We start from the raw sequence: 12,425 nt of genomic DNA on the forward strand, positions 1-12,425 counted from the left end.
GTCCGCGCGCCACCGCGCGGCGGCCGCCGAGGCCTCGGCCCGGACCCGGACGTCGTCGGTGACCACGAGCACCCCGCCCACCTCGGGACAGGCCCGCACCGCGTCGAGGGTGTCGGCCACGAGCGCCAGCGCCAGCTCCTCGTGGGGTACGCCGGGCAGCCCGCCACGCAGCCGCGACTTCGCGGCGACCAGGCGTTTGACCGGCACCACCACGGTCCAGGGCTGACTCACACCTGTCATCCTGCCAGCCCGGCGGCGGTACCCTCACTGGCCGTACCAGGGGCGAACAGGCATGATTTCGGCTGCGGGCGTCACCGGAGGTCTCCGGTGGGCGGGTCGGGGTGGGCACGAGGAGGCACGGTGGGTCGGCGCAGGCTGGGATTCTGGCAGAGGTTCGCCGTGGTGCTGGTCAAGCCGGCGATGACCGTCTGGACCCGGCGTACCTGGCGGGGCATGGAGCACCTGCCGCAGGACGGCCCGGTGATCATCGTGGCGAACCACATCTCGCACGCCGACCCGCTGGTGTCGGCGCACTTCGTCTACGACGCCGGCCGGTGGCCGCAGTTCCTCGGCAAGGCGAGCGTCTTCAAGGTCCCGGTGGTCGGCTGGATCCTGCACCGGTGCCGCCAGATCCCGGTGGAGCGCGGCTCGGTCGACGCGGTCAAGTCCCTGGAAGCCCTGGTCAAAGCACTGAACGAGGGCGATGCGGTGATCATCTATCCAGAGGGCACCACCAGCCGGGAACCGGACCTGTGGCCGATGAAGGGCAAGACCGGCGCGGCCCGGCTGGCGTTGACCACCGGTGCCCCGGTTGTGCCGGTGGCGATGTGGGGGCCGGAGAAGATCTTCGACCCCCGGCGGGGCAGGCTCAACCCGCGCCCCCGCATCCCGGTGAGCGTGGTGGCCGGGCCGCCGGTCGACCTGAGCCGCTGGGCCGGCGCCACGCCGAGCCGGCAGGTGCTGGAGGAGATGACCGACGTGATCATGCTGCGGGTGCGGGACCTGCTCGCCGAGATCCGGGGCGGCACACCTCCGCCGCTGTGGCAGCGCACCTCCCGCGCCAACGCCGACCGCCCCGAGGCGACGGCATGAGCGAGCGTCAGCGAGTGAATCGTCAGCGCGGTGCGGTGGTGCCTTGTGGCGGCGCGCAGCGAAGCGGAGTGGCGGCATGAGCGGACATGTGGCGGTGCTGGGGGCCGGGTCGTGGGGGACGGCGTTCGCCAAGATCCTCGGCGACGCCGGCCGGGACGTCACGATCTGGGCGCGACGGAAGTCCATCGCCGACGTCCTGCGGGACGAGCGGTGCAATCCGGAGTACCTGCCGGGGGTGGTGCTGCCGTCGCGCGTCACCGGCACCGGTGACGCCGCCGAGGCGATCGAGGGCGCCGAGATGGTGGTGCTGGCGGTGCCGTCGCAGACGCTGCGCGGCAACCTCGCCGAGTGGGTCGGTCACCTGCACCCCGACGCCACCCTGGTGTCGTTGATGAAGGGCATCGAGCTCGGCACCACCAAGCGGATGAGCGAGGTCATCGTGGAGACCGCCGGGGTGGCGGCGGATCGCGTGGTGGTGGTCTCCGGGCCCAACCTGGCCCCGGAGATCGCGGCCGAGCAGCCGGCTGCCACCGTGGTCGCCGGCACCGACGCCGACCGCGCCGCGCTGGTGCAGCGCTCCATCACCACGCCGTACTTCCGCCCGTACACCAACGACGACGTGATCGGCTGTGAGCTGGGCGGGGCGGTGAAGAACGTGATCGCCCTGTCGTACGGCATCGCCACCGCGATGGGGTTCGGTCACAACACCCGCGCGATGCTGGTCACCCGGGGACTGGCCGAGACGGCCCGGCTCGGGGTGGCCCTCGGTGCCGACCCGCTCACCTTCGCCGGTCTGGCCGGCATGGGCGACCTGGTCGCCTCCTGCTCGTCCCCGTCGGCCCGCAACCGCACCTTCGGTGAGCACCTGGGTCGGGGCGCGACGCTGGAGGAGGCGCGGGTGGCCACCCGGCAGACCGCCGAGGGCGTCAAGAGCGCGCTGGCGATCCGGGACCTGGCCCGCGCGCACGGGGTGGAGATGCCGATCACCGAGCAGGTCGAGCTGGTCTGCCACGAGGGCGTCGACCCGCGGCGTGCGGTCCGGGCGCTGATGAGCCGCACCACCAAGCCGGAGTGAGCAGCGTGGACGAGATGCGCTTCCGTTCCCCCGAGGAGCACGCCCGGACGCCCGGTTCCGCCGGTGACGGCACCCGGTGCGTACACGCGGGTCTGCCCGAGCCGACGCCCGGCGCGCCCTTCCTGCCCGGTCCGGTCTTCGCCGCGCCGTACCACCTCGATCCCCGGCAGGGACCGGCGGCGGCGCCGAACGGTTACGGGCGGCCGGACAACCCGACCCGCCGGCTCCTGGAGGCGGCGATCGGCGAGCTGGAGGGTGGCGACTGCCGGGTCTTCGCCAGTGGCCAGGCGGCGATCACCGGCCTGCTGCTGGCGGTGCTGCGGGCCGGTGACACGGTGGTGCTGCCCGCCGACGGCTACTTCCCGGTGCGCGCGTTCGCCACCGACACGCTGGCCGGCAACGGGGTCCGGGTGCTGTTCGCGCCGACCGTCGGGCCCTACCCGGACTTCACCGGGGTACGCCTGGTGCTGGTCGAGACGCCGGCCAACCCGGGGCTCGACGTGGTGGACCTGCCGGCCCTGGCCGAGCGGGTGCACGCGGCCGGTGCCCTGCTGGCGGTGGACAACACGACCGCCACGCCGCTCGGCCAGCGTCCGCTGGACCTCGGCGCGGACCTGGTGGTGGCCTCCGGCACCAAGGCGTTGACCGGGCACTCGGACCTGCTGCTCGGCTACCTCGCCACCCGGTCGACCGCACTGCTGGAGCAGGCCACCTCCTGGCGGACGGTCACCGGGTCGGTGCCCGGGGCGTTCGACGCCTGGCTGGCCCACCGGTCGATGGCCACTCTCGACCTGCGTCTGGCCCGGCAGACGGCGAACGCGGAGGCGATCGCCCGGCTGCTCGTGGCCCGGCCCGACGTGTCGGGGGTGCGCTGGCCGGGGCTGCCGGACGACCCGGCTTACCCGGTGGCGTCGCGGCAACTGCGGCGGATGCCGGGTGTGCTCTCCTTCGACCTGGCCGACGCCGACCGGGTCGCCCGGTTCCTCGACGCGGCCCGGCTGGTCGGGGCGGCCACGTCCTTCGGCGGCCTGCACACCACCGCCGACCGGCGGGCGCAGTGGGGCGACGACACCGCGCCCGGCTTCGTCCGGCTCTCCTGTGGGGTGGAGGACACCGTCGACCTGGTCGCCGACGTCGCGGCCGCGTTGGACGCGGCGGCCTGATGGGGCCCGTCTCCCCGGCCGAGTTCGACGCCCTGGTGCGCCGGCTGCGGGAGGCGGGTTGTGTCTGGGCCGAGGACGAGAGCCGGTTGCTGGTGGAGGGCGCCGACAGTCCGGAGACACTGGCCGGTCTGGTCGACCGGCGGGTCGCCGGTGAGCCGTTGGAGTACGTGCTCGGCTGGGCGGAGTTCTGCGGTGAGCGGATCGACGTACGGCCGGGGGTCTTCGTGCCCCGGTCGCGTACCGCCCTGCTGGTCTCGGCCGCCGTGGCGGTGACCGGGCCGGCCGCGGCCGTGGTGGAACTCTGCTGCGGTTCCGGCGCGGTGACCCGGGTGTTGGCCGGTCGACTCACCGCGCCCCGGCTGGTGGCCGCGGTCGACCTGGACCCGGCGGCGGTGGCCTGCGCCCGACGGAACCTGGCCGACCTGGCGGTGCCGGTGCTCTGCGGTGACCTCTTCGCGCCGCTGCCGGCCGCCTGCCGGGGTGCCCTGGACCTGGTGGTGGCGAACGCCCCGTACGTGCCGACGGCGGCGATGCCGCTGCTGCCGCCCGAGTCCCGCCGGTACGAGGCGCCGGTGGCGCTGGACGGCGGTCCGGACGGCTTGGCGGTGCTGCGTCGGGTCGCCACCACCGCGCCCCGGTGGCTCGCGCCCGGCGGGCACCTGGTGGTGGAGGTGGGGGAGGACCAGGTGGACGAGTTGCGGACGGTGTTGACGGAGGTCGGGCTGGTGCCGGAGGTGGTCCGCGACGGCGATCTGGGGGCCACCGCGATGACCGCCTGCCGGCCGGTCTGTGCCGGACATCGGGACGCGAACCGCCGCGTGGGCATGGCGGGCCGACGGACCGAGAACTAACCTCGCGTCAGGTTCGGACGGCGGGAGGCGGGTTTCGGGTGGATGGCGCAGCGGTGCCGGTGGTCGTCGGGATCGACAACGGGGGTACGAGCAACAACACCACGGTCCTGACCCTCGACGGGCGGTTCCTGGTGGACGAGCTGGTGGAGACGCCCAGCGAGGTGCAGGCCGGGCCGGAGGCGGCGGTGGCGGCGATGGCGCGGGCTCTCGACGGCGTGCTGGCCCGCACGGGCGTGCCCCGCGAGCTGGTCCGGGCGGTCGGGCTGGACACGCCGGGTCCGGCCAGTGCCACCGGGGTGATCTCGTCGAAGGGCTCGACGAACTTCTCCCAGCCGGCCTGGCGCGGGTACGACGTGCGGGGCGCGTTGGAACGCCGGATCGGGCTGCCGGTGGTCTATCACAACGACGGCAACGCCGCCGCGCTCTACGCCCACCACGTGCACTTCGGGGCCGACGCGATGCGGCGGTCGTCGGTGTCGGCGATCGTCGGCACCGGACTGGGCGGCGGCGTGGTGGAGAACGGCCGGGTGGTGTCCGGCGCGGCCGGCATGGCCGGTGAGCTGGGGCACGTGCAGATCCCGCTGACCACCGTGCTGGCCCCGGAGCAGCCGGTGCCGACCTGCGCCTGCGGTTTCGCCGGTGACGTGGAGAGCGTGGCCTCGCTGACCGCGATCGGGCGCAACCTGCTGCCGTACTGGTTGACGCGCTACCCGGGGCATCCGCTGGCCGACGAGTCACCGGACCGGGCGGCCAAACTGGTGCGCGGGTACGGCGAGCGCGGCGACGACCTGGCCCGGGAGATCTTCGCGCAGCAGGCGCGGGCGCTCGGTGCGCTGTTCACCATCGCGGCGAACTTCACCGACCCGCACGCGTACTTCGTCGGCGGTGGCGTGGTGGAGACGGCACCGGAGTTCCGTGACTGGTTCCTCGCGGCGGTCCGCGAGCACACCGCGCTCCGCACGGAGCAGGCCGCGCTGGCCACGTTCGCCCTGGTGCCGGAGCGCGACATGGCCGGTGCGCGGGGCGTCGCGCTCGCCGCGCTGGAGGCGGCCCGGGACCTGCCGGCACCGCTGCCGCTGGTCGGCGACTGACCCCGGTCGTCGGTGGGCGACCGACCGTGGTCGCCGGTCAGCCCAGTCGGACGTCCGTCAGGACCGGGAAGTCGTACCAGCTCACCGAGAAGGGCTCGGTGGGGGACGGCGAGACGGGGAAGACGCCCCACGTGTCGGTCGACTGCCCCGGGGCGACGGTGACCGCCTCGCCGGCCCGTTCGGCGGCGCACCAGGTGTCGGTGGGGCGTACGGTGCGGCCGTCGGCGAGCGTCAGCGCGGAGGAGTTCAGGTCGTCCTCGCGGCTCGGGCAGACCAACGGCCACGGCAGCGGCGAGTCGTTGCGGTAGCGGAAGGTGAGCCGCAGCGTGCCGTCGGAGGTCTCGGCGCCGGTCAGCGTGAGCCGGAACGACGACTCCTGGTAGATCTGGCGGTCGAGCCGGTACGTCTGCCGGTCGGTGCCCACCGGGGTCTGCGGGGCGTCGTCCGCGTCCCGGGCGGGGGTCCGGTCCCGGTCCGTCGCGTTCTCCGGGCTCCGGTCCGATCCCGCCTCGACGGTCGGCGATCCCCGGTCGGCCAGGTAGTACCCGGCGAGGGAACCGACGATGGCGAGACTGGCCGTCGACGCGACGACGGCGATCAGGACGCCGTACTTTCTCTCCACACGGACCCCCGGGCTGCTGGGCGGCATCGTCGGCCGTGAAGGTAGCACCGTCGGGGTAGCGCGTCGGCACCCGAGCCGGGGCTGACCGGGCCGGCGGTGCCCTTACCGGCCCGGTCAGCGGTCCTGGGTGTGGTGGTACGGCTCAGGGAGTGCGGACCCGGTTCAGGGGGTCGGGGGCGACTGGGCGAAGGCGGTCCACGCGGCCGGCGGGAAGTGCAGCAGTGGACCGCTCGGGTCCTTGGAGTCGCGTACGGCCACCGTGCCGGGAACGACCGCCACCTCCACGCAGGCTCCCTCGTCGCCGCTGTGGCTGCTCTTGCGCCACCCGGCCACGGCCACCACGGTGTTGGTCGTCGGTGTCATCCTCTTACCGTCCCTTCAGGGTCTTCACGAGTAGGTCACGGCTGTCCGCCGGGCTGAGCGCGACAGTCCGCAGGTGTTCCATGATCTTGGTGCAGGTGCGCAGGTCACCGGGCCGATCCAGGATCATCTGGCCGGCGACGGTCTCCACCGAGGCGATGATCGGGTCCTCCGGGTCGGCGAACTCGAGGATGTGCAACGACCCCCGGGTGCCCCGGTGGTAGCCGGCGGACAACGGGATCACCTGCACGGTGATGTTCGGCAGATCGCTCATCTTGAGCAGATGGTTGAGCTGCCCCTGCATGGCCGATTCGTCGCCGACGGGGCGCAGCAGCGCCGCCTCGTCGAGGATCGCGTCGAAGATCGGCGGATCCTGCTCGAAGACCCGCTGTTGCCGGTCGAGCCGCATGTGGACCCGCTCCTCGACGTCGTTGTCGCTGAGCGTGTGCGGACCGCCCCGCATCACCGCGCGGATGTAGTCGGCCGTCTGCAACAGACCCGGCATCACCGACGGCTCGAAGTTGGCGATGCCGGTGGCCTCGGCCTCCAACGCGATGAAGTCGATGGTGCGCCGGTCGAGCAGGTACGAGTACGAGACCCACCAGCCCGGCTTGCGCGCGTCCTTGGCCAGCGCGACGGCGGCGGCGACCTCCTCGGCCTTGACGCCGTAGAGGGTGAGCAGCGCCCGCACGGTGGCGGGGCTGACCAGTGTCTGCGCGTTCTCGTAGCGGGAGAGCGTGCTACGGGTGCTGTTGATCTCGTCCGCCGCGGCCTCCAACGTGAGGCCGGCGGCTTCCCGGTGGTGGCGCAGCGCGAGGCCCAACCGGCGAGCGCGAGCGGTCTTCGGTGCCATGCATCGATGGTCGCACGTATTTGGGACTCTGTACATGAGAGAACGTCGGTGAGAGTTGCATTCATGCCCATGGACCTGTCAGTCTGTTAGCGCGTCCTCACCGCCGGTTGTCGTGGCGACGGTGGTGGTGAGCGACCGGAGGGGATGGGGCGCGCGGCGGTCGGGTTATTCCCCCGTACCCGACCGCCGCGTGCCGCGCCAGTTGTCGGCCACCGGAAGGGAATCGACGTGCTGACTGGTCAGCGAGTGTGCGCCGAGCGCCTCGGCGGCCGGCAATGACGCGCTTCCTGGTGGTCCTGACCGACGTCCGTCCGTACGAGATGGACGGTCGCAACGAGCGCGTCGCCCCGGAGCGCCGACGTCAGGTCGTCGGTGCGAACAGCCGGGAGGCGGCGGACCGGATCGCCGGCGCGTTCATGGCCCTGGGCATGGTGCGCGCGGGCCGGCAGCGGGTCAAGGTGATCGCCATCGGCCGGCGGCACGCGTTCGGCGAGCGGGAACTGGTCGGTTGACCTGGTCGACGTGCGCGACCAGTAACGAACCGTATATGACGCGTTGACCGAATGCGGCCATCCCGCGTTCCCGCCGGGTATCGGCCACCCGCTCCCGCCACGCACAGTAAGGTCATCCGGGAGAGCGCCAGCAGTGCGTCCCGGAAAGGTGACCGCAGTGACCACCCCAGGCAAGACCCGCGTGGCGATCGTCTTCGGCGGCCGTAGCCCGGAACACGGCATCTCCTGCGTCAGCGCCGGAAGCGTGCTCGCCGCACTCGACCCCGACGAGTTCGAGGTGGTGCCGGTCGGCATCACCCGGGCCGGGCAGTGGGTGCTGACCAACGGCGACCCGGCCCAGCTGGCGATCAGCGCGCGCCGGCTGCCCGAGATCACCGCCCAGTCCGGTGTGGACATCGTGCTGCGCGCCGACCCGACCGGCAGCGGCCTGCTGGTGCTCGACCCGGCCGAGGGGCCCCGCGCGCTGGCCGATGTGGACGTGGTCTTCCCGGTGCTGCACGGCTCCTACGGCGAGGACGGCACCATCCAGGGCATGTTGGAGATGGCCGGCATCCCGTACGTCGGGGCGAAGGTGTTCGCCTCGGCCGCCGCCATGGACAAGGAGTTCACCAAGAAGCTCTGCGCCGCCGAGGGCATCCCGGTCGGCCCGTACGCGGTGCTGCGCAGCGGGATGACGCTCAGCGAGGCGGAGAAGGAACGGCTCGGCCTGCCGGTCTTCGTCAAGCCCTCCCGGGCCGGGTCCTCGTTCGGCGTCAGCAAGGTCAACGACTGGGCCGACCTGGAGACGGCGATCGCCGCCGCCCGGCAGATCGACAACAAGGTCCTGGTCGAAGGCGCCATCGTCGGACGCGAGATCGAGTGCGGCGTGCTGGAGGGCGAGGCCGGCGGCATGCCCGAGGCGTCCGTACTCGCCGAGGTGCGGGTGGTCGGCGACTACGAGTTCTACGACTTCGAGGCCAAGTACATCGACGCGGAGTCCGCCTGCGAGTACGACCTCCCCGCCGACCTGCCCGACCGGGTCACCCGGCAGGTACGCGACTACGCCGTCCGCGCCTTCGAGGCGCTGGACTGCGCCGGCCTGGCCCGGGCCGACTTCTTCGTCACCCCGGAGCTGGAGGTCTACCTCAACGAGGTCAACACGATGCCCGGCTTCACGCCGACGTCGATGTTCCCCCGGATGTGGGCGGCGGCCGGCCTGGAGTACCCGAAGCTGATCGACCGGCTGATCCGGACCGCGCTCACCCGCGGACCCGGGCAGTACTGAGTCACCACCCCGACGCGGGCCCGCCACCGGGGCGGCCCGCCGTCGGCGGGTGGGTCAGGCGGTGCAGCCGGTGGGCTTCGAGTCGGCCGACGGGATCGACTCGACGATGGTCGCCGAGATCGGGGCGGCCCACTGCAACGCCTCGCCGTAGAAGTGCGGCACCCGCAGGGTCACCTCCGTCTCCCGGTCGACCGTGGTCAGCTCCGTCGCGTCCGGCCCCTCCTCCGCGAACCAGCAGACCGAGTTGACCAGGTAGAGGTGCGCGTCGCGGGCCACGGCGGGGCGATCGGCACCGCAGGCCACCGTCAACGCCGGATCACCGTACGCGGCGTTCTGCTCGGGACCGGCCGAGACCGGCCGTTGCGGCAGGTCGCGGACCGTCTCCGGCAACTGCGACAACAGGGCGCGACACACCACGGTCGGTCGTTCGGCCAGGTCCGGAGCGGCCATCTCGACCGGGGTGGTGGACCGGGGAGCAGCGGTGCTCGGTGACGCCGTGGGCGTGGCGGCCGGCTCACTCGACGGGAGGTTGGCCCAGGCGACGGCGCCCACCAGCAGCGCCACCGGCAACGCCACGGCGGTGGCGATCAGCGCGGCGGAGCGGTTCGTGCGGTCGGGCGCCTTCGCGCCCTCGGTGCGGTCGTCGTCGGTGGGCTTCCTGGTGGTCTCGTCCACTTACAGCCGCACCACCGAACAGGTCAGGGTGCGGGTGATGCCGGGCACCATCTGCACGTTGCTGACGATGAGCTTGCCGAGCTCATCGACGGTGTTGGCCTCGGTGAGCACGACCACGTCGTACGGCCCGGTGACGGCGTCGACCCGGACCACCCCGGCGAGATCCGCGATGAGACCGGCCACGTCACGTGCCCGACCGACCTCTGTCTGGATGAGGATGTACGCCTGTACCACGCTCGACCTCCCTCCGTCGCCGCCGTCAAGCGGCCCGAAGGGAGAAAGTACCTTACGGACCAGGGGTGATCCCTATCGGTGGCCAAGGAGAAGCAGTGAGCGAGCGAGCTGAGCGGCTCAGCGCGACGACGTCCCCGGTCGGCACGGGGCGTGACGGAGCAGCGGCGTGAGCGTGGCGGGTGTCGGCGAGTTCGGGCTGATCGACCGGGTGACCTCCCGCCTGTCGTACGGCTCCACGGTGCTGCTCGGCCCCGGTGACGACGCGGCGGTGGTCGCCGCGCCCGACGCCCGGGTGGTCGCGTCGACGGACGTCCTGGTGGAGGGGCGGCACTTCCGCCGGGACTGGTCCGGCGCGTACGACATCGGGCGCCGGGCGGCGGCGGCGAATCTCGCGGACGTGGTGGCGATGGGTGCCGACCCGACCGCGCTGCTGGTGGCGCTCTGCGTACCGGCCGACGCGGACACCGACTGGGTGGAACAGCTCGCCGACGGGCTCGGTGCCGAGGCGGCCGAGGTGGGCGCCAGCGTGGTGGGCGGGGACATGTCCGCCAGTCCCACCCTGACCATCGCGGTCACCGCCCTGGGCGACCTGGGTGGTCGTGCCCCGGTGACCCGGAGCGGGGCGCGACCCGGGGACCTCGTCGCCCTGGCCGGTCGCACCGGGTACGCGGCGGCCGGATTCACCGTGCTCTCCCGAGGATTCCGGACGCCCCGGCTGCTCGTCGAGGCGTACCGCCGCCCGGAGGTGCCCTATCCGGCGGGACCGCAGGCCGCCCGGCTCGGTGCCACCGCGATGATCGACGTCTCCGACGGGCTCCTCGCCGACCTCGGGCACGTGGCGCGGGCCAGCGGGGTGACCGTCGACCTCACCCGGGACGCCTTCGAGGTGCCGCCGCAGATGCGGGACGCCGCGCAGGCGCTCGGCGTCGACCCGTACACCTGGTTGCTGGCCGGTGGCGACGACCACGCGTTGGTGGCGACGTTCCCGCCGACGACGGCGCTGCCCGCCGAATGGCGGTTGGTCGGCCGGGTCGAGGAGGGCTCCGGGGTGACCGTGGACGGGCGGCCGTTCGACGGTCCGGGCGGCTGGGATCACTTCCGGTGACCCCGCCGGGTAAGGAGCGGGTCGGGTCGTACCCTTTACCTGTGCAGCAGATCGAGATCCATGTGGTGCCCTTCGACTCCCCGGTCGCGCAGCGGTTGATCACCGCCGCGTTGGCCGACCTGGGCGCCCGGTACGGCGGCAGCGGCGACGAGACCCCGGTCGACCCCGACGAGTTCGTGCCCCCGGCCGGGGCGTTCCTGGTCGCTCACCTCGACGGGCAGCCGGTCGGTTGCGGCGGCTGGCGCAGTCACGGCGACGAGGGCGACACCGCCGAGCTGAAGCGGATGTACACCGCCCCGCAGGCCCGTGGCCGGGGGGTGGCCCGGACGGTGCTCACGGCCATCGAGCGCTCGGCCCGCGAGCACGGCCGTAAGCGGCTCATCCTGGAGTGCGGCGACCGGCAGCCCGAGGCGATCGCGATGTACACCGGTGCCGGTTACGAGCGGATCCCCAACTTCGGGTTCTACGCCGCCGAGCCCGGCTGTCTGTCCTTCGGCCGCACCCTCTGAGCGTGAAAGGAAGGGTCCCCTGCTAACGCCTGGTGCATAGCAGGGGACCCTTTCTAACATCTGTGCCGGCGCCCCGTCGATGCCGGCGGTACGGTGCCGGCGAGTCGGTGCCGGCGGTACGGACCTCCCGGGGGCGGACACGACGATGCCGGTGGGCCATCGGCCCACCGGCATCGAACGACAGTGTCTTCCCGCGTCAGGCGCGGGCGACCTTGCCCGCCTTGATGCAGGACGTGCAGACCTTCAGCTTCTTGGTCGTGCCGCCACCGGCGGGGGTACGCACCGACTGGATGTTCGGGTTCCAGCGGCGGTTGGTCCGCCGGTGCGAGTGGGACACGTTGTGGCCGAAGCCCGGTCCCTTGCCACAGACGTCGCACACGCTAGCCACGGGATACTCCTGGGTTTGAAACGTTCATGAGGTCGCCGGCAGGTGCTGCCCGGGCAACCTGGCCAGGGTACCCGATGGGTGAACCGGCTGCCCAATCGGGCCTGGCCCGGCCTCGGCGGCCACCGTCCGGCCGCAGGACCGGCCCCGCCGGGAACCCGGACGCCCGGCACGCGGCAGGTTCGGCCGGGTGGGACGGGCCGTGCGGCACATGGATCCGACCGCGGCGTGACACGCCCGGCGACTGTCAGCGTACGCCAGTAGGCTTCCACCGTGCTGGACACCCTCGATGCCGCCGCCGTGCGCCGCTGGTGTGCCAGCGGGCTGGACACGCTCAAGCGGCACCAGCGGGAGATCGACGACCTCAACGTCTATCCGGTGCCCGACGGCGACACCGGCACCAACCTGGTGCTCACCCTCACCTCGGCCCAGCAGGCCCTGGCGATGGATCTCGACACCGGGGCGGACGGCACCTCGACCGCGCACGGGCACGCCCTGCGGCTGCTGGCCCGGGGCGCCCTGCTCGGGGCCCGGGGGAACTCGGGCGTGATCCTGTCGCAAATCCTGCGGGGCCTCGCCGACGCGCTGGGCCCGGTGCCCGAGGTGGGCGGCCGGGAGCTGGACGTCGCCCTGC

16 protein-coding genes and 1 pseudogene are annotated in these 12,425 nt (G+C 72.9%); 10 read left to right on the plus strand and 7 right to left on the minus strand.

What is annotated here, in order from left to right; translation table 11 throughout:
- Window positions 1-231: pseudogene (locus tag EYA84_RS15585) on the minus strand (2-phospho-L-lactate guanylyltransferase); the annotation flags it as partial.
- 129 nt (window positions 232-360) lie between these two features.
- On the opposite strand from EYA84_RS15585, the gene EYA84_RS15590 reads away from it, so the two are divergent.
- The 5 genes from EYA84_RS15590 (at window position 361) to EYA84_RS15610 (ending at window position 5,272) form a co-directional block, all read left to right on the plus strand.
- The gene (locus tag EYA84_RS15590) at window positions 361-1,092 is read left to right on the plus strand and encodes a 1-acyl-sn-glycerol-3-phosphate acyltransferase (protein ID WP_131053798.1); all 732 of its coding nucleotides are present in this window, start codon (window positions 361-363) and stop codon (window positions 1,090-1,092) included.
- Between the two features lie 76 nt (window positions 1,093-1,168).
- Window positions 1,169-2,167 carry an NAD(P)H-dependent glycerol-3-phosphate dehydrogenase gene (locus EYA84_RS15595; protein ID WP_131053799.1) on the plus strand — a complete coding sequence of 333 codons (999 nt, stop codon included), beginning with the start codon at window positions 1,169-1,171 and terminating at the stop codon, window positions 2,165-2,167.
- A 14-nt stretch (window positions 2,168-2,181) separates the two neighbouring features.
- A complete protein-coding gene (locus EYA84_RS15600; RefSeq protein ID WP_131053811.1) occupies window positions 2,182-3,330 on the plus strand; it encodes a cystathionine gamma-lyase in 1,149 nt (382 codons plus the stop codon).
- A complete protein-coding gene (locus EYA84_RS15605; protein WP_131053800.1) occupies window positions 3,330-4,181 on the plus strand; it encodes a putative protein N(5)-glutamine methyltransferase in 852 nt (283 codons plus the stop codon). Before EYA84_RS15600 ends, EYA84_RS15605 begins: the two co-directional genes overlap by 1 nt.
- Window positions 4,182-4,219: 38 nt before the next feature.
- The gene (locus EYA84_RS15610; RefSeq protein WP_131053801.1) at window positions 4,220-5,272 is read left to right on the plus strand and encodes an ROK family protein; all 1,053 of its coding nucleotides are present in this window, start codon (window positions 4,220-4,222) and stop codon (window positions 5,270-5,272) included.
- A 37-nt stretch (window positions 5,273-5,309) separates the two neighbouring features.
- Here the strand turns inward: EYA84_RS15610 and EYA84_RS15615 are convergent, their stop codons facing one another.
- The 3 genes from EYA84_RS15615 to EYA84_RS15625 all read right to left on the minus strand — a co-directional run bounded on the left by EYA84_RS15615 (window position 5,310) and on the right by EYA84_RS15625 (window position 7,107).
- The gene (locus EYA84_RS15615) at window positions 5,310-5,894 is read right to left on the minus strand and encodes a hypothetical protein (protein ID WP_131053802.1); all 585 of its coding nucleotides are present in this window, start codon (window positions 5,892-5,894) and stop codon (window positions 5,310-5,312) included.
- A 162-nt stretch (window positions 5,895-6,056) separates the two neighbouring features.
- Complete coding sequence (locus tag EYA84_RS15620) at window positions 6,057-6,257, minus strand: DUF397 domain-containing protein (RefSeq protein ID WP_131053803.1); 201 nt, start codon at window positions 6,255-6,257, stop codon at window positions 6,057-6,059.
- A 4-nt stretch (window positions 6,258-6,261) separates the two neighbouring features.
- Entirely contained in the window at window positions 6,262-7,107 is an 846-nt protein-coding gene (locus tag EYA84_RS15625; RefSeq protein ID WP_131053804.1) for a helix-turn-helix transcriptional regulator, read from the minus strand.
- A 275-nt stretch (window positions 7,108-7,382) separates the two neighbouring features.
- On the opposite strand from EYA84_RS15625, the gene EYA84_RS15630 reads away from it, so the two are divergent.
- Both EYA84_RS15630 and EYA84_RS15635 read left to right on the plus strand, forming a co-directional pair.
- Window positions 7,383-7,619, plus strand: coding sequence for a hypothetical protein (locus EYA84_RS15630; protein ID WP_131053805.1), 237 nt, complete (start codon window positions 7,383-7,385; stop codon window positions 7,617-7,619).
- Window positions 7,620-7,776: 157 nt separating this feature from the next.
- Window positions 7,777-8,883 (plus strand): D-alanine--D-alanine ligase family protein, encoded by a 1,107-nt coding sequence (locus EYA84_RS15635; RefSeq protein ID WP_131053806.1) that lies wholly within the window; start codon window positions 7,777-7,779, stop codon window positions 8,881-8,883.
- A 54-nt stretch (window positions 8,884-8,937) separates the two neighbouring features.
- Here EYA84_RS15635 and EYA84_RS15640 read toward each other — a convergent pair whose 3' ends face one another.
- The gene (locus EYA84_RS15640; protein ID WP_131053807.1) at window positions 8,938-9,558 is read right to left on the minus strand and encodes a DUF3515 domain-containing protein; all 621 of its coding nucleotides are present in this window, start codon (window positions 9,556-9,558) and stop codon (window positions 8,938-8,940) included.
- A complete protein-coding gene (locus EYA84_RS15645; RefSeq protein ID WP_088646044.1) occupies window positions 9,559-9,792 on the minus strand; it encodes an Lrp/AsnC ligand binding domain-containing protein in 234 nt (77 codons plus the stop codon).
- A 166-nt stretch (window positions 9,793-9,958) separates the two neighbouring features.
- On the opposite strand from EYA84_RS15645, the gene EYA84_RS15650 reads away from it, so the two are divergent.
- Both EYA84_RS15650 and EYA84_RS15655 read left to right on the plus strand, forming a co-directional pair.
- Complete coding sequence (locus EYA84_RS15650) at window positions 9,959-10,897, plus strand: thiamine-phosphate kinase (RefSeq protein ID WP_131053808.1); 939 nt, start codon at window positions 9,959-9,961, stop codon at window positions 10,895-10,897.
- Between the two features lie 41 nt (window positions 10,898-10,938).
- On the plus strand, window positions 10,939-11,406 hold the full coding sequence (locus EYA84_RS15655; protein ID WP_131053809.1) for a GNAT family N-acetyltransferase: 468 nt from the start codon (window positions 10,939-10,941) through the stop codon (window positions 11,404-11,406).
- A gap of 196 nt (window positions 11,407-11,602) precedes the next feature.
- Here the strand turns inward: EYA84_RS15655 and rpmB are convergent, their stop codons facing one another.
- A complete protein-coding gene (gene rpmB, locus EYA84_RS15660) occupies window positions 11,603-11,794 on the minus strand; it encodes a 50S ribosomal protein L28 (protein ID WP_093401721.1) in 192 nt (63 codons plus the stop codon).
- Between the two features lie 270 nt (window positions 11,795-12,064).
- Between rpmB and EYA84_RS15665 the strand changes: the two genes are divergently transcribed.
- On the plus strand, window positions 12,065-12,425 hold a 361-nt coding region (locus tag EYA84_RS15665), incomplete at its 3' end, for a DAK2 domain-containing protein (RefSeq protein ID WP_131053810.1).

It is taken from the genome of Verrucosispora sp. SN26_14.1 (genome assembly GCF_004307965.1).
Taxonomy (GTDB): Bacteria; Actinomycetota; Actinomycetes; order Mycobacteriales; family Micromonosporaceae; genus Micromonospora.